Annotated in this window: 15 protein-coding genes and 1 tRNA gene; 5 read left to right on the top strand and 11 right to left on the bottom strand. The window is 72.0% G+C overall.

The window, feature by feature from the left end; all coding sequences use genetic code 11:
* Nucleotides 1-36: 36 nt before the first annotated feature.
* Genes CVS47_RS06450 through CVS47_RS06430 form a run of 5 tightly spaced genes read right to left on the bottom strand, consistent with a single transcriptional unit; the run spans nucleotide 37 to nucleotide 4,743 of the window.
* Nucleotides 37-996, bottom strand: coding sequence for a helix-turn-helix transcriptional regulator (locus CVS47_RS06450; RefSeq protein ID WP_127095361.1), 960 nt, complete (start codon nucleotides 994-996; stop codon nucleotides 37-39).
* A complete protein-coding gene (locus CVS47_RS06445) occupies nucleotides 993-1,988 on the bottom strand; it encodes a helix-turn-helix transcriptional regulator (RefSeq protein WP_127095360.1) in 996 nt (331 codons plus the stop codon). Before CVS47_RS06445 ends, CVS47_RS06450 begins: the two co-directional genes overlap by 4 nt.
* A gap of 44 nt (nucleotides 1,989-2,032) precedes the next feature.
* Entirely contained in the window at nucleotides 2,033-2,998 is a 966-nt protein-coding gene (locus tag CVS47_RS06440; RefSeq protein ID WP_127095359.1) for an FKBP-type peptidyl-prolyl cis-trans isomerase, read from the bottom strand.
* A 9-nt stretch (nucleotides 2,999-3,007) separates the two neighbouring features.
* Nucleotides 3,008-4,060, bottom strand: a complete 1,053-nt coding sequence (locus CVS47_RS06435) for a tRNA (adenine-N1)-methyltransferase (RefSeq protein WP_127095358.1) — start codon at nucleotides 4,058-4,060, stop codon at nucleotides 3,008-3,010.
* Nucleotides 4,057-4,743, bottom strand: coding sequence for an HAD family hydrolase (locus CVS47_RS06430; protein WP_277600977.1), 687 nt, complete (start codon nucleotides 4,741-4,743; stop codon nucleotides 4,057-4,059). The genes CVS47_RS06435 and CVS47_RS06430 overlap by 4 nt, the downstream gene beginning before the upstream one ends.
* A 96-nt stretch (nucleotides 4,744-4,839) precedes the next feature.
* Between CVS47_RS06430 and CVS47_RS06425 the strand changes: the two genes are divergently transcribed.
* A complete protein-coding gene (locus CVS47_RS06425; RefSeq protein ID WP_127095357.1) occupies nucleotides 4,840-5,712 on the top strand; it encodes a PAC2 family protein in 873 nt (290 codons plus the stop codon).
* 25 nt (nucleotides 5,713-5,737) lie between these two features.
* On the opposite strand, the gene CVS47_RS06420 is transcribed toward CVS47_RS06425, so the two are convergent.
* Nucleotides 5,738-6,559, bottom strand: coding sequence for an undecaprenyl-diphosphate phosphatase (locus CVS47_RS06420; RefSeq protein WP_127095356.1), 822 nt, complete (start codon nucleotides 6,557-6,559; stop codon nucleotides 5,738-5,740).
* A gap of 57 nt (nucleotides 6,560-6,616) precedes the next feature.
* On the bottom strand, nucleotides 6,617-7,945 hold the full coding sequence (locus CVS47_RS06415) for a M20/M25/M40 family metallo-hydrolase (RefSeq protein WP_127095355.1): 1,329 nt from the start codon (nucleotides 7,943-7,945) through the stop codon (nucleotides 6,617-6,619).
* Between the two features lie 120 nt (nucleotides 7,946-8,065).
* Between CVS47_RS06415 and CVS47_RS06410 the strand changes: the two genes are divergently transcribed.
* Nucleotides 8,066-8,150, top strand: a tRNA-Leu gene (locus tag CVS47_RS06410).
* A gap of 57 nt (nucleotides 8,151-8,207) precedes the next feature.
* Here CVS47_RS06410 and CVS47_RS06405 read toward each other — a convergent pair.
* The 3 genes from CVS47_RS06405 to CVS47_RS06395 form a co-directional block, all read right to left on the bottom strand.
* Complete coding sequence (locus CVS47_RS06405) at nucleotides 8,208-9,293, bottom strand: VIT1/CCC1 transporter family protein (protein WP_127095354.1); 1,086 nt, start codon at nucleotides 9,291-9,293, stop codon at nucleotides 8,208-8,210.
* 191 nt (nucleotides 9,294-9,484) lie between these two features.
* Nucleotides 9,485-15,583, bottom strand: a complete 6,099-nt coding sequence (pulA, locus tag CVS47_RS06400; protein ID WP_127095353.1) for a pullulanase-type alpha-1,6-glucosidase — start codon at nucleotides 15,581-15,583, stop codon at nucleotides 9,485-9,487.
* A 127-nt stretch (nucleotides 15,584-15,710) separates the two neighbouring features.
* Nucleotides 15,711-17,519, bottom strand: a complete 1,809-nt coding sequence (locus tag CVS47_RS06395) for a DEAD/DEAH box helicase (protein WP_127097225.1) — start codon at nucleotides 17,517-17,519, stop codon at nucleotides 15,711-15,713.
* A 317-nt stretch (nucleotides 17,520-17,836) separates the two neighbouring features.
* Between CVS47_RS06395 and CVS47_RS06390 the strand changes: the two genes are divergently transcribed.
* On the top strand, nucleotides 17,837-18,691 hold the full coding sequence (locus tag CVS47_RS06390) for an SGNH/GDSL hydrolase family protein (RefSeq protein WP_378790307.1): 855 nt from the start codon (nucleotides 17,837-17,839) through the stop codon (nucleotides 18,689-18,691).
* A 105-nt stretch (nucleotides 18,692-18,796) separates the two neighbouring features.
* On the opposite strand, the gene CVS47_RS06385 is transcribed toward CVS47_RS06390, so the two are convergent.
* Nucleotides 18,797-19,612 carry a TrmH family RNA methyltransferase gene (locus tag CVS47_RS06385; protein WP_127095351.1) on the bottom strand — a complete coding sequence of 272 codons (816 nt, stop codon included), beginning with the start codon at nucleotides 19,610-19,612 and terminating at the stop codon, nucleotides 18,797-18,799.
* 155 nt (nucleotides 19,613-19,767) lie between these two features.
* On the opposite strand from CVS47_RS06385, the gene CVS47_RS06380 reads away from it, so the two are divergent.
* Nucleotides 19,768-20,625 carry a Sir2 family NAD-dependent protein deacetylase gene (locus tag CVS47_RS06380; protein ID WP_378790306.1) on the top strand — a complete coding sequence of 286 codons (858 nt, stop codon included), beginning with the start codon at nucleotides 19,768-19,770 and terminating at the stop codon, nucleotides 20,623-20,625.
* An 80-nt stretch (nucleotides 20,626-20,705) separates the two neighbouring features.
* Complete coding sequence (locus CVS47_RS06375) at nucleotides 20,706-21,311, top strand: histidine phosphatase family protein (protein WP_127095349.1); 606 nt, start codon at nucleotides 20,706-20,708, stop codon at nucleotides 21,309-21,311.
* The last annotated feature ends 9 nt before the right edge of the window (nucleotides 21,312-21,320 follow it).

Below are 21,320 nucleotides of genomic sequence, written 5' to 3'. Positions count from 1 at the left end.
GCTGGGCACGAGATCGCGTCGCCCCGCGGACGGGCGTCAGCGGTACTGCGCCAGACCCGCCTCGGCCCATGCGGCGGCGGCCTGCCGCGCGGCGGGCGGATCGAGGATCTCCACCGAACCGCCCCGGCGGGCGGCGATCCGGCGGAGGGCGTTCTCGTCTGGGAGCCGGAGGGATGCCACGACGAGGTCGCCGTCGGCGACGATGTCGGCCCGTCCGAGGTAGTCGCCCAGCAGCGGCGCGACGGAGGGTGCGTAGCGGATGCGCACGACGATGTCGTCTTCTGCGGGGGTGAACGGCGCCGGCACGGGCTCGCCGCCGTGGGTGACGGGCATGTCGGTCAGCACCAGCTCGCTCACCCGATCGAGGTGGAACGTCCGCATGGCCTGGCGCATGTGGCACCACCCCTGCAGGTACCAGTTGCCCGTGGCGATGTGCACCTTCACCGGGTCGACCGTGCGCGTCGTGGGTCCGGCATCCGGAGCCTTGTAGGTGAACGACACCGCCACCTGCCGTTGGAGCGCCTCGGCGACCGTGTCGCGCACCTCGGACACCGGCCCCGGCGCCACGATGACGTCGGCGGGCGCGCCCGAGGCGCCGCGCGCGAGCTTGGCCAGCAGCCCGGCGAACAGGGCGCTGTCGCCGAAGCCGGGCACGGTGCGGGCGAGCTGCAGGCCGGCGAGCAGGGCGGCCGCCTCGCGCGCCGTCAGCTTGGGCGAGCGCTCGAGGCCGACGGTGTTGGTGATCACGATGAGGTCGCGCTGGTCGAGGAGGTCCCAATCGATGTCGAACAGGTCGTTGGACATCTGCCAGTAGCCGCGCTCGCCGGGAAGGCCGATGACGGTCAGTTTCTCGACCATCGAGCGCATCTGGTCGGGTGTCACGTCGAACTCGTCGGCGGCCTCCGCCACCGAGACCTCGCCCTTGCCCAGCAGGTAGGGCACCAGCTGCAGCATGAGGGCGGCGCGATCCGTGGCCACCAGAGGTCGCGGGCTCATCGTGCACCCCCGTGGACGGCCAGGGTCGCCTCGAGCCGCGCGATGACCTGGTCGCGCAGCGCGGCGGGCTCCACCACGCGCACCTCGGGTCCGTACGAGGCGAGCTCGTCGGCGAAGATGTGCACGTCGACGTAGGGCACGTGGATGCCCTGCTCCGCGGCGAAGCCCCGGCGACCGAGCCGGAGGGCGGCCTCCGTGCCTGGGTCGACCTCGAGCAGGGCGCGCTGGCGGGCGGCGAGCTCCTCCAGGCCCGCGAGGGCGCGGTCGCCGGCGCCCTCGCGCAGCGCGGCGGGGAACGTCTGGCGGTGCACCACGACGTCGCCGGTGATGCGCGAGAGCAGGAACGTGCGATCGGCGTCCACGTCGAGGTCGACCCCATAGACGTGCCACCGGGCGTCGTACTCGACGAGCGCGAGGGGCCGCAGCCGCCGGGCGCGCGGCGCGTCCTCCCCCGGCTTGAGGTAGGGGAACGAGACCGTGCGGCACTGCTCGATGGCCTGCTTGAGCGGGCCGAAGGCCGGCTCGTGGATGCTGATCCGCGGCGAGAAGCCGATGATCGGCTCGTCGACCGTGTTGCCCAGGGCGCGGATCTTGCGCAGACCGCTGCGAGCGTCGTCCGACATCGAGCTCTGCGACCAGACGCCGCCGGCGAGGGTCAGCAGAGCCACCTCCGCCGGCGAGAACTCGATGTCGGCGGGCAGCTCGTACTCCGAGACGGGCACCCGATAGCGCGCCTCGCGGAGGTCGTCGGGATCGGCCCAGTCGCCGATCGTCTCGATCGGGACGCCGAGGCCGCGCAGGCTTTCCTTGTCGCGCTCGAACATCTTCTCGAGGGCGTCCTTGGACGCGCCCGCCTCGTTCTGCTCGCGGTATCCGGCGACGGACGAGAGGATCGTGTCCTTCGTCAGCCCCTGCTCGGTCGCCATGAGCGCCACGACGAGGTTGACGAGCCGCTCCTCAGGAGGATTCTTCGCAGGGGTGTTCGAAGGCACTCCCTCATCCTAGAGGCGAGGGATGCCGCGGCGCCGGGCGCCGGTCACTTCGCGGCGGTCGCGTCCACACCGAGGATGTCCACGACGTAGACGACCGTCTCCCCCGCTGTGACACCGGCCGGCGGCGTGTCGCCCAGCTGGTCGGGCGGGATCACCACGAGCACCTGCGAGCCGACCGTCTTGCCCTCGATCGCGCTCCGGAAGGCGTCAGACTCGGTGCTCAGGTCGACCGAGACGGGCTCGGAGCCCCAGGTGTCGGTGAACGTCGTGCGCCGCGGGTTGTCCCAGGTGACGCCCGTCATGGCCACGCGCACCGGCTGATCGCCGGTGACGACGTCGCCGTCGCCCTTCTTGAGCGTCTGCACCACGAGGTCGGACGGCGCCGCGGCGTCGGGGACGATGATGCCCGGCCGTCCGTCGGGCGCCCGCACGACGGTGGGCATCCCGAGTGCGTCGTTGTACTGGTCGGCGCCGTCGGCCTTCGGCAGGTACGTCTTGCGGACGTCCACGACGGCGATGGCGGAGTCGCCTTCGGCGAGTCCGACCGACGAGGCCGTCTGGGCGGCGATGCCGTCCGGCGGCAGGGCGACTACGGTGCGGGTGCCGGGCGTGGCGCAGTGCAGCGCCTCGGTGAACGACGGGAAGGTCTCCGACCACCGGGCGAGGGAGAAGACCGACGAGTCCGAGCCGTCGTAGGCGGTCTTCACCAGGGGCTGACCCGTGGTGCCGTCGTAGAGCGAGATGTCCAGCACCACGAGCTGGTCATCCGTCGAGATGGGAGTTCCCGAGCCGGTGGCGAGGTCGGCGAAAGCCGTCGCATCGGCGTGGAACGGCGTGTAGACCGACACGGAGGGCGCAGCATCCGTCGATCCGGTCACCGTGATCAGGTCGGTCGTGCTGCGATCCGTCGCGGCGGGCCGGGGGCACGCCTCCGTGGCTCCGGCGGAGCAGCCCACCAGTCCGACGGTCGCGAGTCCGACGAGGGCGATGAGAGCGGGGATCTTACGCACCGGAACAGTCTAGACGCGCGGTGCGTCGTCGCCTTCCGGGAGGTCGGCGGGCTCGTCCTCGTCGCCGCTCGCGCCGAACGCGGACGCCATCCGGGCGCCCTGCGCCGCCCGCTGCGCCTCGCGCACGCGCTTGCGCAGGTTCTTGTCGGTGATGTCGCGGTCGCCGACGGCGCCCGGAGTCCACAGCTCCACGTCCTCGTCGCCGTAGCTCGACTTCGACGCGCGGCGCTTCTGCTCCGGCAGCACGGCCCCGGGGGCGAGCCGGCGGGCGGTGAGGAGGAAGCCGGTGTGGGCCACCATGCGGTGGTCGGGGCGCACGGCGAGTCCCTCGACGTGCCAGCCGCGCACCATCGTCTCGCTCGCGTCGGGGTCGGTGAACAGCCCGGTGCCGCGGATGTACTCCGCCACGCGGCTGAGCTGCGTGGCCGTGGCGACGTAGCAGAGCACGACGCCGCCGGGCGTGAGGGCGTCGGCCACCGCGTCGATGCACTCCCAGGGAGCGAGCATGTCGAGCACGACGCGGTCGACGGATGCCGCGGCCACCGCGCCCGGAAGCTCCTCGACGAGGTCGCCGACCTGCACCGTCCAGTTCGCGGGCGGGGCGCCGAGGAAGGTCTCGACGTTGGCGACGGCCACCTCGGCGAACTCCTCGCGGCGCTCGAACGAGATGAGCCGGCCTTCCGCGCCGATCGCCCGCAGCAGCCACAGCGACAGCGCGCCCGAGCCGACGCCCGCCTCCACGACGACAGCGCCTGGGAACACGTCAGCCTGCGCAAGGATCTGCGCCGCGTCCTTGGGGTAGACGATGGCCGCTCCGCGCGGCATCGACATGACGAAGTCGCGCAGCAGCGGACGGAGGGCGAGGTACTCGTGGCCTCCGCTGCCGGTGACGATGGAGCCGTCGGGCAGACCGACGAGGTCCTCGTGGCGCAGCACGCCGTGGTGCGTGTGCATCTCGCCGCGCTCGCGGAGGGTGATCGTGTGCAAGCGCGCCTTCGGCCCGGTGAGCTGCACGCGGTCGCCGAAGCGGAAGGGACCGCTGGGCCGCATGTCGTCGCTCATCGCACGCTCCCGGCGGTGGTGCGACCTGCGTGGACCTCGGCGATGTCCGCGACACCGCGACCGGCCAGGGTCGGCCAGAGCGCCGCGGCGCCCGTCCCTTCGAGCGGCACCATGTGGGGCACCCCGATGACGGACGCGCCCGAGGCCACCGCGGAGAGCAGGCCGTTGGGCGAGTCCTCGATCGCGACGGTGTCGGCGGGGTCGACGCCCAGCAGCTCGCACGCCTGGAGGTAGGGGTCGGGGAACGGCTTCGGGCGGGTGGCGTCGTCGCCCGCGATCACGACGTCGAACGCGTCGAAGTCGATGAGGTCCACGACGCTGCGCGCCATCCGGCCCATCGACATCGTGACCAGAGCGGTCTTGATGCCGGCGGCCCTCAGTTCGGCGAGGAGCTCCCGGGCTCCGGGGCGGAACGGCACGCCGTCGGCGGCGAGGCTCGCCATCACGTCGTCCGTCAGCCGGTCGATGATCTCCGGCACCGACATCCGCACTCCGGCGGCCTGGAAGATGCGCGCCGAATCCTCGAGCCCGCGACCGACGAGGTCGAGCGCCTGCTCGTGCGTCCATGTGCCGCCGAACTCCTCGACGAGGGGCGTCTCGGCCGCCATCCAGTAGGGCTCGGTGTCGACCAGGGTGCCGTCCATGTCCCACAGGACCGCGGCGGGAACAGGGTTTCGTTGCACCGGTCCATGCTACCCAGCGCCCCCGGGGCGGCTGACCCGACGGGAGCCCGGTGCGCCTATCCTGGAACGAATCGCCGGACGGTCAGAGGGGGTCGCGTGGAAGGACTGGGACGCCGAGTGGTGGTCGTCGCGTTCGACGGCTGGAACGACGCCGGGGAGGCCGCCTCCGCCGCCGTCTCCCTGCTGCGGGAGCAGGGATCGTACGAGCCGGTGTTCTCCGTCGACCCCGAGCTGTACTTCGACTACCAGTACACGCGTCCGCAGATCTCCACCGACGGCGAGGGCGCGCGGGTCATCCGCTGGCCCGAGGCGACCCTGTACCGCCCCACCACCTCGCTCCGCGGCACGCAGCTGTGGCTGCTCGCCGGCGTGGAGCCGGCCCGGGCATGGCAGGCGTTCGCGACGGAGTTCATCGATGTGGCCCTCCGCGAGGACATCACGGGCATGGTGGCCCTGGGCTCGATGATGTCCGACGTGCCCCACACGCGCCCCATCTCGATCTTCTCCGGCAGCGACAACGAGCAGCTGCGCACGACGCTCGACATCGAGCGCAGCTCGTACGAGGGTCCCGTCGGCATCCTGAGCGTGCTCGGCGCCGCGGCCGACGCCGCCGGCATCCCCGCGGCGTCGCTGTGGGCGAGCGTGCCGCACTACGTGGCCGGCCACACCCCGTCGCCGAAGGCGACCCTGGCCCTCCTCGACCGCCTCGAGGACCTCACCGGCGCGCAGGTGCCGCGCGCGCAGCTCGCCACCGAGTCGGCCGCGTGGGAGGCGTCGATCGACGCCGCCGCGGCAGACGACGAGGAGATGACGGAGTACATCCGCCAGCTCGAGCGCACCCGCGACACCTGGGACTCGCCCGAGGCGTCCGGCGACGCCATCGCGCAGGAGTTCGAGCGCTACCTGCGGCGCGGCGGCGGCGAGGGTCCGACCAAGCCCGGCCGCGACCGCGACGACCCGCGCCGCTGACCGATCGGCCCGGATCAGCCCGCGCTCACGCCGCGATGACGCCGGTCGCCAGGAGCACCATCACCAGGGCGCCCAGCGCCACGCGGTAGATCACGAACGGCAGGAAGCTGCGCCTCGAGATGTAGCTCATGAAGAAGGCGATCACGGCGAGCCCGACGACGAAGGCGATGCCGGTCGCCAGCGCCGTCTCGCCGAGGCTGAACACGCCCGGCTCGTCCATGCTCTTGAACAGCTGGTAGAAGCCGCTGCCGAAGACGGCGGGGATCGCCAGCAGGAACGCGTACCGCGCCGCGGCCGCGCGCTCGAAGCCCATGAACAGGCCGGCGGTGATCGTGCCGCCCGAGCGCGAGACGCCCGGGACGAGGGCGAGCGCCTGGGCGAACCCGAAGACGGCGCCCTGCCCGATGTTGATCTCGTTCAGCTTGCGCTTCTTCGCGCCCACCATGTCCGCGATCCCGAGCAGCACGCCGAAGAGGATCAGCATGGCCGCGACGAGCCACAGCGAGCGGAAGGTCGTCTCGATCTGGTCCTGGAACAGCAGGCCGAGGACGACGATGGGGATCGAGCCGACGATGATGAGCCACCCCATGCGGGCGTCCGGATCGTTGCGCGGCACGCGACCGGCGAGCGAGCGGAACCAGCGTCCGATGATGCGCACGATGTCGCGCCAGAAGAAGACGACCACGGCCGCCTCGGTGCCGATCTGCGTGATCGCGGTGAAGGCGGCGCCGGGGTCCTGCGCGGCCGGCATGAGGGCGCCGACGATCCGCAGGTGGGCACTGGAGGAGACCGGGAGGAACTCGGTCAGTCCCTGGACGAGTCCCAGGATGATGGCCTCGATGAGCATGAGCGCCTTTCGGTGGAGAAGCGGAGAGGGGGATGCCGCGGCATCCGACTCCTCCGGTCAGTATGTGCGGAGCAGGTCGACCAGCACGTCGTGCCCGAAGTCGAGGGCGTCCAGGGGGACGCGCTCGTCGACGCCGTGGAACATGCCGGTGAAGTCGAGGTCGGCCGGAAGCCGGAGAGGGGCGAAGCCGTAGCCGGCGATGCCCAGCCGCGACAGCGCCTTGTTGTCGGTCCCGGCGCCCAGGAGGTACGGGATGACGGGCACGCCGGGGTCGGCGCGTCCGAGCGAGGCGACCATCGCGTCGACGAGGCCGCCCTCGAAGGGCACCTCCATGCCGATGTCGCGCATGACCGTCTCGATCGCGATGTCGTCGCCCACGATGCGCTGGATGTCGGCCAGCACGGCGTCTTCGGTGCCCGGCAGCACCCGGACGTCGATGAGGGCCTCCGCGCGGTCGGGGATGACGTTGTGCTTGTAGCCGGCGGTGAGCCCCGTGGGATTGGCGGTGGTGCGCAGGGTGGAGCGGATGAACGCGGATGCCGCGCCCGTCGTGTCGGCGAGCACGTCGGGGTCGGCGTCGCCGATGCCGGACAGGTCGGCGAGGTGTCCGAGCAGGGCGCGGGTGGTGGACGTGAGCGCGATCGGCCACTCCGTGCGTCCGAGGGCGGCCACGGCCTCGGCGAGGCGCGTGACGGCGTTGTCGGGGTGGAAGCGGCTGCCGTGGCCGGCGCGACCGCGCGCGACGAGCGTGATCCACATCAGCGCCTTCTCCCCCACCTGCAGCAGGTAGGCGCGGCGGTCGCCCACCGCGATGGAGTAGCCGCCGACCTCGCTGATGGCCTCGGTCGCGCCGGCGAACCACTCCGGGTGGTCCTGCACGACGAGCGCAGAGCCCTCGACACCGCCGTTCTCCTCGTCGGCGAAGAACGCCAGCACGAGGTCGCGCGCCGGCTGCTCCCCCGCCCGCAGGATGTCGCCGACCGCGGTGAGGATCATCGCGTCCATGTTCTTCATGTCGACCGCGCCCCGGCCCCACAGCATGCCGTCGCGCACGACGCCGCCGAACGGATCGACGCTCCAATCCTCCGCGATCGCCGGGACGACGTCGAGGTGGCCGTGCACCACGAGGGCGGGCAGCGAGCGGTCGCGCCCGGGCACGCGGGCGAGGACGTTCGTGCGGCGCGGGATCGGCTCGTAGTACTGCGGCGAGAGGCCCAGACCGGTCAGGTAGGCGCCGACGTACTCGGCTGCCTCCCGCTCCCCGTTCGAGCGGCCGCCGCCGAAGTTGGACGTGTCGATGCGGATGAGATCGCGGGCGAGCTCGGCGACCTCGCTCAGCTGCGGTTCGTCCGGGCGCGCCGGAACGGACGTGTCGAGCGGGGCCATGGCGACCAGGCTACCGGCCGGATGCCGTCGCGCCCGACAGGCCGGAGGGCGGCCTCGATTCCAGGCGTCTGAGGAAACGTGGTAACGTCGTTCCTCGGCTGGTGACAGCTTCGACACCTTGCGCGGGTGGCGGAATAGGTAGACGCGCTAGCTTGAGGTGCTAGTGCCCGGATAGGGCGTGGGGGTTCAAGTCCCCCCTCGCGCACAGAAGAAAGGCCCCCGATCAGGGGGCCTTTCCTGTTTCTCCGGACGACCTCGTGTATCAGCCGGCCGACACGCCGAAGAGCAGGCCGAGCAGGTAGGTGACCGCCGCGGCGCCGAAGCCGATCAGCAGCTGCCGCAGCGCGCGGCGGAACGGCGGGGCGCCCGACAGGAGGCCCACCATGGCCCCGGTGGTGAGCAGGGCGACGCCCACGAGGGCCAGGGCGAGGATCACCGCCGACAGCCCCGACAGGCCCAGCAGCCACGGCAGCACCGGGATGATCGCGCCCGAGGCGAAGAAGAGGAAACTCGACAGCGCCGCGCCCCACGCGCTGCCGATGACGTCGTGGGAGGCCGGCGTCGCCACCACGATCGGTCCGGTCGCCGGCTGCCCCGGTGACTGGACGACCGCGAGGGTGCGTCGAGCCTGCACGAGGGCGTCGGCCTCCGCCATGCCGCGAGCGCGGTAGACGAGTGCGAGCTCGTTGGCATCGAGATCGAGATGCGGCAGCGCCTCGTCGGCGTAGTCGCTCGGCTCGGTGGCCTCGAGCAGCTCGCGCTGCGAGCGCACCGAGACGAACTCGCCCGCGCCCATGGACAGGGCGCCCGCCAGGAGCCCCGCCACGCCGCTGAAGAGCACGAACTGCGGCGCCACTCCGGTCGCGCCGATACCGAGCACCAGCGCGAGATTGGAGACGAGGCCGTCGTTCGCACCGAAGACGGCCGCGCGGAACGTGCCGGAGAGCCGTCGACGCCCCCGCGCCGCGAGCTCGCGCACGACCTCGCGGTGGATCTTCTCGTCGGCCGCCATCACGGCGGGCGCGAACGGCTCGTCGCCGTACGGCGACCGCCCCTCCGCGTTCTGCGCGAGGGCCAGCACGAAGATCGATCCGAAGCGCGTCGCCATCCAGCCGAGCAGACGCGTGCCGAGGTCGGGCCGCGGAAGCCGACCGGGCTCCCCGCCGAGCAGGTCGAGCCAGTGCGACTCGTGCCGCCCCTCGGCGTCGGCGAGGGCCAGGAGGATCTCGCGCTCCTCCCCCTCGCGCCGGGTGGCGAGCTGCCGGTAGACGAGGGCCTCAGCACGCTCGTTGACGAGGTACTGCGCCCAGCGACGGCGATCTCGGACGGTGGGGACGGGGGTGGTCAACGGGACTCCTCGGGTGGCCTGCGGTGCAGCCTCCCACCGTAATCACCCGCCGCGCGCGCACCCGCCTCGAGGCCGGGATTGCCAGCATTTCGGGTCGCCGCACAGGTGTCGGCCGCGCGTCGCCCCGTCCCTCGCTCGACGACCGGGGCATGCCGGTCGTCGAGCGGGCGCAGCGAGTCGAGACGCCCCGGTCAGTACACCAGCAGCGGGAACGGGATCCGCGATCTCGAGTCCTCGTACGGATCGGTGCCGGTGAAGGTCGCCCGCAGGAGGTGCAGACCGCGCCCGAGCGACGGCAGCGCCACGCTGAAGCGTCCTCTCGCCGAGGCGTCCAGCACGACCGTCGCGACGACCACTCCCCTGTCGGACACCGTCACGGTGCCCGTCGGAGCGGAGCCGTCCGCCGCGAACACCGCTCCCACCATCGACACGGGCGTGCCCGCCTTCGCGATCAGCCGTGACGGCGCGGCGAAGATCGAGGTCTCCACCGGCGTCGTCTGCGCGTCGACGAGGACGGCGACCGAGCGGCCCGGCACCGTCACCGTGCCCGTCGTCGCATCCCACGTGGTCGTCTTCACGACGGCGTCTGAGCCGGACGCCTGGGCCCCGGCGAGCGCGAAGCCGCGTCCTGCCAGCGCCGGCACCGCCTGGGTGACCGCGTCGGGCGACGAGTTGAAGACCACGAGCGCCCCGTCGAGCCCGGCGTCGGTGTCCGCGCCCACCAGATCGTCGACGAGCATCACGACGACGCCGGGCGCGGCATCCGTCCCTCCTCCCGGGAACGAGACCTTCTGATCGATGAGGTCCGCCGATCCGAGACGCAGCAGCGGCACCTCCTGCCGCAGGCGCAGCAGATCGAGAGCGGATGCTTCGGCCTGCGCGATGTCGGCGGGGCCGGGCGTGAGGGCCGGATCCGCCAGCAGCGGAGCCATGTCGGCCCACTTCTCCTCGTTGTCGGCGGCGGGGGGCAGTCCCGAGCCGAACGTCGAGCTCTGGCCGGTCCAGTCGATGCGGTTGAACCAGTCGCCCGAGTTGAAGCTGTTTCGATCCAGCGACTTCGAGCGCAGCAGCTCCGTGCCCGCGTGCCAGAACGACGGGGTCTGCGACAGCGCGGTGGTCGCGAGCTGCAGCGTGTTCATGCGCACGCGATCCGCCATGCTCGTCTCGACGGGCAGCTTGAACACCGAGAGGTCGTAGAGCGTCTCGTTGTCATGCGCGTCGACGTAGCTGATGATCTCGTCGGGCTGGTCGGCGTAGCCGGCCGCCTGCCCGTTGTAGTCGAGCTCGGATCCTGAGCGCACCGTGCCGTCCGACGTGGTGAATGAGAAGTCGCGCAGGTTGCCCGCGAGACCCAGCTTCACCAGGTCGGTGTCGTGCCCGAGGTCGGCGAGCGCCTGATCGGCGGGTCGTCCGTCCTTGCCGTTCGGGTCGGTCGCAAGACCCGTGCCGAACCCCTGCTGGTAGGTCGAGCCGCTGTCCACCGGGCTCCCGCCGTGGACGGCGTCGCGGAGCCGGTCGCTGAACGTGCCGATGCCCGTGCCGCCGAGATTGCCCTGACGAGCCTGTTCGAACAGGGCGTCGTCGGCGACCTCGCCGAAGTTCCACCCCTCCCCGTACAGGTAGATCTTCTTCCCGTCCACGCCGTCGCGTGCGAGTGTCAGCTCGTCGAGCGCGGCGCGGATGGCGAGCATGTTCGCCTTCGAGTGGTGGCCCATCAGGTCGAAGCGGAATCCGTCGACGTGGTAGTGCCGCGCCCACAGGACGACGGAGTCGACCATGAGCTTCTGCGCCACCTCGTGCTCCGTGGCGACGTTCTGGCAGCACGTCGAGGTCTCCACCGCACCGGCGGCGTTCAGCCGCTGGTAGTACCCGGGCACCACGCGGTCCAGGACCGAGCGTGCGCCCTGTCCCGACTCGGCCGTGTGGTTGAAGACCTGGTCGAGCACGACCTGGAGTCCCATGCCGTGCAGGGCTCCCACCATCTCGCGGAACTCCGAGACGCGCGCGCCTCCATCGGCGTCGACGGCGTACGAGCCCTCGGGGGCGGAGAAGTGGAACGGGTCGTAGCCCCAGTTGTAGCCGTCGGCGTCGGCGACCGCTCCGACGCACGCCTGCTGCTCCGCGGAGTCGGGCGCGAACGAGGCGAGGTCGCACGCAGGCTCCTGCTGGAGCGCGCGGTCCTCCTCGATCGTCGCGATGTCGAACGACGGCAGGAGGTGCACGGTGTTGATGCCGGCGTCGGCGAGCTGGCGCAGCTGCGCCGTGCCGGCGCTGTCGCGGGTGAAGGCCCGGTAGGTGCCGCGCTCCTCCTCGGGCACCGTCTCGTCGCCGATCGAGAAGTCGCGGATGTGCAGCTCGTAGATCGCCCGGTCGACGGCACGGTCGATGACGGGGGCCGCGGTCTTCCGCCAGGCGCGCGGCTGCCACCGCCGGTCGTCGATGTCGACGGCGACGGACCGCGTGGAGTTCGGGGTGAGCGCGACCGACGCCGGGTCGGTCACGTCGTTGGTCTCGATCGCTCCTGTCGTGGGTGCATAGACGACGACCTGCCAGAGGTACTCGTCGCCCGTGAGCGCGCGTGCGCCGTCCACCGTCCAGACACCGGATGCCGCGTCCCAGGTCGCCTCGTGACGCTGCGGGTCGCCCGTCGAGCCCGCGTCCCAGGTGAGGAGGACCGCGCTGCGCGCGGTGGGCGCCCACAGGCGGAAAGTCGGGGTGTTGCGGGTGAAGGACACGCCGAGCGGCACGTCCGCGACACCCGCGGCGTAGAGGTCGTCGAGCACCCCGGGGATCTGGACCCCGGTGTAGGCGACGGCAGCGCCCGTGCCCGTGCGCTGGACGACGGCGAGCTCGCCGCGCAGGACCTCCGCGACGGCCGCGCGATCGGCCCCCTCGACGTGCAGGGCGATGAAGTCGGCGAGTGCCGGGAATCGCGCCTTCTGCTCCTCTGTGAGCCCGCCCGCGACACGCGTCAGTGCGATGCGATCGTCACCGCCGGTCACGACGCCGCTGACGAGATCCAGTCCCGCCTCCGAGGCGGCGTGCAGCCACCAGTCCGACGCGTCGTCGACCGGCGCCAGGGCGGCCGGCCAGGCGAGCGTCTCCGCGTCGACCCAGTGGGCTCGCGACTCGCCCTCGCCGGGCAGCGGCTGCGCGCCGCCGCCGGCGGTGATGGTCAGGAGGTGCGTGGCCAGGTCGTAGCGGAAGGTGAGGACCTCTCCCGCGGTCGCGTCGAAGCCGATGTCCGCGCCGTTCAGGCCGCCGTCCGCCCCGTAGTTGACGTCCCAGCTGAGGTCGTGCGCGACCTTCGTCTCGTACCGGCCGGTCGGCAGGTCGTCGGTCGTGAACTGGTAGACGCCGTCGCCGTCGCGGTCGAACATCATCGCCGCGAGGCAGGCGGGCGACCAGTCCGCCGGGCAGCCGAGCTCGCTCTGGAACGAGCCGGCGAGCGTGAGGATCGGATCCTCCTCGGCCGTGGAGCGGATGCCTTTGGTGCGCGGGTCGAAGAAGAACGAGATGGCGCCGCCCGCGTGGGTGATGGCGATGTCGCCGCCGTTCGGGGCGCCGCCGGCACCGAAGTTGACGTCCCAGCTGTTGTCGGTGGCGATCTTGTACGCGTACTCCCCGGCCGGGAGGTCGCGAATGGTCAGCGTCCAGATGCCGTCGGTGTCCGTCATCTGCACCAGCGCGCAGTCGGGCTGCCAGTCGCCCGGGCAGCCGGCCTCGGAGTCCAGGCTTCCGGCGACGCTGACCGTGCCGTACACGTCGGGTGTCTGCGGTTCGCTGGGCGCGGGCTCCGCGGCGTCCTCGGGGACGGGGGCGAACGTCACGCGGTTGCCGACGGAGGCGTACGTGGATGCGGCGGAGCGGTGACCCGCGGCATCCGTCGACACCGCCCGGTACTCCACCAGCGTGCCGGCGGCGAGCCCGCTCACGTCGTGGAACACCCGCGGGGTCGTGTCCTCCGCGGTGCCGAGCGCCGTCCAGTCGTCGCCGCCGGCGACACGCCACGAGAAGCTGGTCTCGCGCCACGAGTCGCCCGTGTCGGCCTGGACGGGCACCAGTCCGGAGAGGGCCTCTCCTGCAGCCGGGATGCTCATCGTCAGCTCCGCGGCGGCATCGGGCGCGGTGACAGTTCCGTCGGCGGTGAAGACCACCGCGGAGAGCGCGGGGATCGTCACCGCGGCCATCGCTTCGCCGTCGGTGTCGAACGACGTCCCGGCGCCGTACAGCGGGGTGAAGGTGGCGTCCGCGGTCAGCGTGGGCACGTCCACGGTCTGGTCGGTGGCGGAGTTGTTCGTCGCGACGAGGTACTCGACGCGCTCGTCCCGGTCGACGCGGCTGAACGCGTAGACGCCCGATCCGTCGTCGGCCAGCCGCTCGATCTGCGCTCCGGTGTCGAGGGCGGGGTGCGCGTCGCGCAGGGCGGAGAGCGTCGCGATGTGCTGATAGAGCGGCGCGTCGGTGTCGTAGCGGTCGACATTGCCGAGCTGCTCGCCCGTGATGAGCGGCTGGGCGGCGAACTCGGCCGTCTGCGTCGCGAACAGGCTCTGACGCGCGTCCTTGTCGCCGCCCGCGCCGGCGAAGCCCTGCTCATCGCCGTAGTAGACGACCGGCTGGCCCCTGCTGAGGAACATGAGGTCATGTGCGAGCCGGTCGCGGGCGACGGGGTCGTCGGCGCCGTTCAGGAAGAACCCGATGCGGCCCATGTCGTGATTGCCGAGGAAGGTGGGCAGGGCCGTCGCCGACGAGTCGGCCGTCGTGAAGTAGTCGTCGCCCGCGAACAGCGAGCTGAGCACCGTGGGCGAGCCGCCGATGACGTAGTTCTTCGCCTTGTCCTGGAACGAGAAGTCGAGCACCGAGTTCATGTCGGTGTCGCGGACGTAGGGCGCGAGGCGCGAGGGATCGGCGTCGTAGACCTCGCCGAACATGAAGAAGTCGGGCTTGCCGGCGACGTCGCGGGCGTAGTCGAGCACCTCGGTGGACCAGGTCTGCCAGAACTCCGGATTGACGTGCTTCGCGGTGTCGATGCGGAAGCCGTCGATGCCGAGGTCGACCCAGTCCTGGTAGACGTCGACGAAGCCGTCGACGACCACCGGGTCCTCCGTCATGAGGTCGTCGAGCCCGGAGAAGTCGCCGTACGTCGTCGACTCGCCCTCATAGGTCGTGTCGCCGCGGTTGTGGTACCTCGTGGGGTCGTTGAGCCAGGCCGGCACCTTGATGTCGCGCTCTGCCTCGGAGACCACCGGCGTGTACGGGAAGCTCGTGGACGGGTCGAAGGTCGGGAAGCCGGGCGTACCCGCCTCGGCGGCGATGTCGACCACGGCGCCGGATGCGTCGGTGTACGGGCTGTCGGCGAAGGGCACATAGCCGTACTCGCCCTCGGCGTAGCTGATGACGTCGGCGGTGTGGTTCGTGATGATGTCGAAGTAGACCTTGATGCCCCGCGCGTGCGCGTCAGCGATCAGGCCCTCGAGCTCCGCGTTCGTGCCGAGGTGCGGGTCGATCTGCGTGAAGTCGGTGATCCAGTAGCCGTGGTAGCCGGCGGAGACGTTGTCGCCGGTGCCCTGCACCGGCTTGTTCTTGAAGCTCGGCGTGAGCCAGATGGCGCTCGTGCCGAGGTCTTCGATGTAGTCCAGCCGCGAGCGGAGTCCGGCCAGGTCACCGCCCTGGTAGAAGCCCTTGTCGGTCGGGTCGAAGCCGGTCGTGAGGCGGTCGCCCTCGAGCCCGCCGAGGTTGTTGGCGGTGTCGCCGTCGGCGAACCGGTCGGTCATGACGAAGTAGAAGGTCTCGCCGTCGCCCGGCTGACGGACGGGGTCGGCGACGAGCGCAGCATCCGTCCCGTCGTCGTAGCCGGCGCGCACGCTGAGCAGCTCGAGGCCGACGCGCTTCAGCTCGTCGTCGAACACGACGCGCACCCGCGACGGCCCCGCCGTGACGAGGGGGATGTCGTCGGCTCCGCCGTCGAGACCGTAGGCCTCGTCCCAGCCGTCATCCGCGGCGACCTTGTACTCCCACGTGCCCGCGGGGATGTCGAACTCAGCTGCGTAGCGCCCGGCGACGTCGGTCGGCGCGAGCTCCGTGGCGTCGCACTCCGGCTGCCAGTCGGCGGAGCATCCCAGCTCGCTCTGCAGGCTGCCCACGAGCGCGAACGAGCGCGCCTCGGCTGCCGCAGCCGCGGGGGCGGCCGACGCCGGCGCGGCGGCCAGGAGGCCGCTCGACAGGGCGAGGAGGACGGAGGTGGAGAGGGCCAGCGCACGTCGTGTGCGGGCGGCGGTCGTCGTCGACACGTAACTCCCTGGGGGTGGAGCGGCACGTCGATGTGCCTGCTGAGGCGCCTGCGATCGTTGAGGGGAAACTCACAGGTTCCGGGGGGTGCCCACGCTACGCGCTCCCCACGCGGTGTCAAGGGCGTGGTCAGGAGCGCACGCGGGAGCGCAGCAGGTCGATACGCGCCTGCAGCTGCGCCACCGTCGCCTGCGCGACCGCCGGACCGCCGCACACCCGACGGAGCTCCGAGTGCACCGCGCCGTGCGGCTCGCCGCTCTGCCGCGCGTACACGCTGACGAGGCTGTTCAGCAGCTGGCGCTGCTCCTTCAGGGTGCGGTGCAGGGGCGCGGGCAGCGCGGCCTCCGCCGCACCCTCCGAGGTGCCTTCCTGCGCCTCGCGCGCCTCGCGGGCGGTGCGGTGCCGCCCCTGCCGCGCCTGGCGCTGCATGAGCAGCTCGTGCACGTGCTCCGGCTCCAGGAGTCCCGGGAGTCCGAGGAACTCCTCCTCCTCGGGGGTGCCGGGCACGGCGAGCTGTCCGAACTCCTTGCCGTCGAACATGACGCGGTCGAAGTGGGCGTGCGAGCCGAGCGCCTGGTACGTGAACTCCTCGGTGAGCGCGTCGGAGGCCTTGTCCTCGCGCTCGGCGGCGTCCATCATGTCCTCTTCGGCGTTCCACTCGTCGCCGTCGCCCTCGCGGTCGAGGGCGTGGTCGCGCTGGCGCTCGAGCTCCTGGGCCAGCGCGATGAGCGAGGGGACGTTCGGCAGGAAGACGCTTGCGGTCTCGCCGCGACGGCGGGCGCGCACGAAGCGGCCGATGGCCTGCGCGAAGAAGAGCGGCGTCGAGGCCGAGGTGGCGTAGACGCCGACCGCGAGCCGCGGCACGTCGACGCCCTCGGACACCATGCGCACGGCGACCATCCACCGGCTCGTGCCCGATGAGAACGCGTCGATGCGTGCGGAGGCCTCGACCTCGTCCGACAGCACGACGGTGGGGGCCTCACCCGTGATGGTGCGCAGGATCTCGGCGTACGCGCGCGCGGCGGTCTGGTCGGTCGCGATGACGAGGCCGCCGGCGTCGGGCACCTGCTCGCGCACCTCTGTGAGACGGCGGTCGGCCGATCGCAGCACGGCCGGGATCCACTCGCCCTCCGGGTCGAGCGCGGTCCGCCATGCCTGGGACGTGATGTCCTTCGTGTTGTCCTGCCCGAGATGCGCCTCCATCTCGTCGCCGGTCTTCGTGCGCCACCGCATCTTGCCCGCGTAGACGAGGAAGATGACCGGTCGCACCACGCCGTCCTCGAGCGCCCGGCGGTAGCCGTAGACGTAGTCGGAGCGGGAGATGCGGATGCCGTTCACGTCGGGGTGGTACTCGACGAACGGGATCGGGGCGGTGTCGCTGCGGAACGGCGTGCCCGACAGCAGCAGGCGCCGGGTGGCGCGGTGATACGCCTCGCGCAGGGCGTCGCCCCAGCTGAGGGCGTCGCCGCCGTGGTGCACCTCGTCGAGGATCACGAGCGTGCGCCTGTCCAGGATGAGCGACTGGTGCACGGACGCCTTCACCGCGACCTGCGCGTAGGTCACTGCGACGCCGTGGTAGTGCCGGCCGGGCACGGAGTGGCGGTTGCTGAAAGCCGGATCCAGTCGGATCGAGACACGGGCCGCAGCATCCGCCCACTGCGTCTTCAGGTGCTCGGTGGGGGCGACCACGACGATGCGGTCGACGATCCGGCGGCGCAGCAGCTCGGTCGCCAGGCGCAGGGCGAACGTGGTCTTGCCTGCGCCCGGGGTGGCCGCCGCGAGGAAGTCGCGGGGGCCGCCGCCCGGCCCGTCGGGTCCATCGAGCGAGAAGTAGAGGTCGAGCGCCTCGGCCTGCCACGCGCGCAGGCGCTGCGCGGTGCCCCACGGTGCGCGCTGCGGGAACGAGGGCGAGAGGTGCTCGGCGGCGAAGCTTCCGATGTGCCCGCCCTCGGCGTCGGCGCCGTCGGTGCGTCCGGCGCCGCCGGTGCCGTCGCCGGGGCGGGCGGATGCTGCGGCCTGCACGTCGCCGGTGTGCGAGCTGTCATCGGGCAGCAGCTCGGGGGCGGTGGCGGCGAAGGCGGTGTCGTCCACGCAGCCTCCTTCCGACCTGTGACCGCCCCTGACGGCGGGCAGCACGAGTGACAACCCTAGACGCTGCCGGGGACAACGCCGGGGTCGCCCGCGTCACCCCGGGCGGCGCCGCGGAGGATGGTTCGCTAGCCTCGACGCAGATGGACGACGACGAGGGGACACGCATGGACGACGATCGGCGGAGTCCGCATGTGCCGAACAGCGACACCCACCCGTGGCGACGCTACGTCGCCGTCGGCGACTCCTTCACCGAGGGCATCGGCGATCCGATTCCGGACGCGCCCGGTGAGCACCGGGGCTGGGCCGATCGCGTCGCCGAAGTGCTCGGCGCGCAGGTCGACGACTTCGCCTACGCGAATCTCGCGGTGCGCGGCAAGCTCATCCGTCAGATCGTCGCCGACCAGATCGAGCCCGCCCTGGCGCTGAAGCCGGATCTGATCACGATCTCCGCGGGCGGGAACGATGTCATCCGCCCGGGCTCCGACCCCGATGAGATCTCGCAGATCTTCGAGGATGCCGTCGTGCGCCTCGTGAGCGGCGGGGCGACCGTGGTGGTGTTCACCGGCATCGACACCGAGTTCACGCCGGTGTTCCGGAACATCCGCGGCAAGGTCGCCATCTACAACGAGAACATCCGCGCGATCGCCGAGAAGTACGACTGTCTCGTGGCCGACCAATGGGCGCTCAAGGAGGTGCAGGACATGCGCTTCTTCGACGACGACCGCCTCCACTACAACGCCCTCGGTCATCACGAGGTGGCGCGGATGGTGCTGCGGACGCTCAACCTGCCGAACGATCTGCAGCCGATGCAGCCGCAGTCACTCCCCCCGCGCACCTGGCGTCAGGCGCGCACCGTCGACCTCGTCTGGGCGCGGGAGTACCTCGTGCCGTGGGTGCTGCGGCGCCTGCGGCACCAGTCCTCGGGCGACGCGATCTCGCCCAAGCGGCCTGACGCGCTCCCCGTGACGACCCTTGCGCCGGGCACGAATCCGACAGCTCCGCGGGGCGAGCAGGCCTGACGGGCTCGCGGGGCGGGACGGCTTGAGCGGCTCACGCGGCGGGCTGTGTCGGCGGGTCGGCGGTGTTGCCGTTCGGTCGATGCCGGCGCAGCGGTCGAGTCGGGCTCAGCGGGCGGACGTGCGCGGGGCGAGGGCCCAGAGCACCACGGCGCTGGCCGCCGCCACGTTGAGCGAGTCCACTCCCCCGGCCATCGGGATCGTGACCACGGTGTCGGATGCGGCGAGCGCGCGTCGGGACAGTCCGTCGCCCTCCGACCCCATGAGCAGCGCGATGCGATCCGGCCGCGACGCCGCGAACTCGTCGAGGGGCACGGCGTCGTCCGAGAGCGCGAGCGCCGCGAGGTGCAGGCCTGCGTCGTGCAGCACGGCGCCCGCCTCGGGCCATTCCGGCAGCCGCGTCCACGGCACCTGGAAGACGGTGCCCATGCTCACCCGCACGCTCCGCCGGTAGAGCGGATCCGCGCACCGCGGCGACACCAGCACCGCATCGGCGCCGAGGCCGGCCGCTCCGCGGAAGGCGGCGCCGACGTTGGTGTGATCGACGATGTCCTCCAGCACGAGCACGAGGCGCGCACCGGCGACCACGTCCGCGACGCTCGGCAGCGCCGGCCGGTGCATCGCCGCGAGCAGTCCGCGGTGCACGGTGTAGCCGGTGATCGCCTCCGCGACCTCCGACGTCGCGACGTAGACGGGCACGTCGAGGCCGTCCAGCAGCCGCTCCGCGCCGGCCAGCCACTTCTCCTGCACGAGCACGGAGCGGGGCCGGTGCCCCGCGGCGAGAGCGCGCGCCAGCACCTTCTCGGACTCGGCCATGTAGAGGCCACCGGCGGGTTCGAGCACGCGTCGCAGCGCGACATCCGTCAGATCCCGGTAGTCGGCCAGCCGGGGATCCTCCGCCGACTCGATCCGCTCGATGCCCATGTGCACGCCTCCTCCGTCCACTCTCCCAGGTCTGCCGGCATCGCTCGTGCGTCCTCGGGTGACGAGGCGGACGGATGCCGCGGGCACGGCACCCGGGACGACGCCTCCCGTGACCTCGGCGTCATCTGCGGCCCGTACACTCGGACCCCGAGGGGGTGGCGGTGCAGACGCGAGCGGAGTGGGACGACGCGGTGGCCGCCGACGTCGACCGAGCCGTCGACGCACTCGCCGGGCGCCGGATCGCCGTGCTGACGGGCGCCGGGGTCTCCACCGACTCGGGCATCCCCGACTACCGCGGCAAGGGCGCCCCCACGCGCACCCCGATGACCGTCGACCAGTTCTTCGCCGGCGAGGAGGCCCGCCGCCGCTACTGGGTGGGCAGCCACCTGGGCTGGCGCACCTTCGCCGCCGCCGGGCCCAACGCCGGGCACGAGGCCATCGCCGATCTCGAGCTGTCGGGCGTCGCGACCGGCGTCATCACGCAGAACGTCGACGGCCTGCACATCAGCGCCGGCAGCCGGCGCGTCGTCGAGCTCCACGGCACCATGCGCCGCGTGTTCTGCACCCACTGCGGGCAGGTCTTCGATCGGCGCGATCTGGCGCTGCGCGTCGAGGCGGAGAATCCGTGGCTGCGGGTCGACACCGACGTGCTGCTCGGCCCGGACGGCGACGTGCGGCCCGAGAGCGTGGACGGGTTCCGCGTGCCGGAGTGCAGCGTCTGCGGCGGCCTCCTCAAGCCCGATGTGGTGTTCTTCGGCGAGTTCATCCCGCTGGAGAAGTTCCGCGAGGCCGAGCAGCTCGTGCAGACCAGTCAGGCGCTGCTCGTGGCCGGGTCGTCGCTCGTGGTCAACTCCGGCATCCGTCTCGTCGAGCGCGCCCGCCGGCGCCGGCTGCCCGTCGTGATCGTGAATCGCGGCGAGACCCGCGCGGACGGTCGCGCGACGGTGAAGGTCGACGCCGGCACCAGCGAGGTGCTCGCGGAGCTCGCGGAGCGGCTTCCCGCACTGCGCTGATCGGCGCGGCTCCCCGCACTGCGCTGAACAGGGACGCTGCTGCCCGCGAACCCGCTTCGGCGACGCTTTAGGCTCGACGGGTGACCCCGCTGACCCTCATCCGCCACGGCGAGACCGACTGGAACCGCGACCGGCGCATCCAGGGAAGCACCGACATCCCTCTGAACGACACCGGCCGGCAGCAGGCGAGGGATGCCGCGACTCTCCTCCGCGCGACGCTCGAGCCGGGCGCGCCGGTCGTGATCGCCGCGAGCGACCTGTCCCGCGCCCGGGAGACGGCCGACATCATCGCGGACGAGCTCGGCATCGACCGCCCGCGCCTCTACCCCGCGCTCCGCGAGCGCGCCTACGGCGAGGCCGAAGGGATCGACGCCACCGAGTTCGCCGCCCGCTGGGGCGACTGGCACTCGGCCGAGGTGCCCGGTGCGGAGCCGTGGCCGGCACTTCGGATGCGGGCGCTCGCCGGGCTGAACGCCGTGGTGGACGACGTGCACCGTGCGACGGCGGGGGCCGCAGCATCCGTCATCGTCGTGACGCACGGCGCGCTCATCCGCGAGGTGCTCCGCTCCGCCACCGACGGCGCCTACCCGGTCGTCGGGCAGCGCCTCGCGAACGGATCGGCGCACGCTATGGAGCTCGACGGCGACATCCTCCGCCTCCTCACGCCGGTCGCCGACGGGGTCTGAGGACCGCAC

It is taken from the genome of Microbacterium lemovicicum (assembly GCF_003991875.1).
GTDB lineage: Bacteria > Actinomycetota > Actinomycetes > Actinomycetales > Microbacteriaceae > Microbacterium > Microbacterium lemovicicum.
This window is presented reverse-complemented; position numbering and strand designations above follow the sequence as displayed.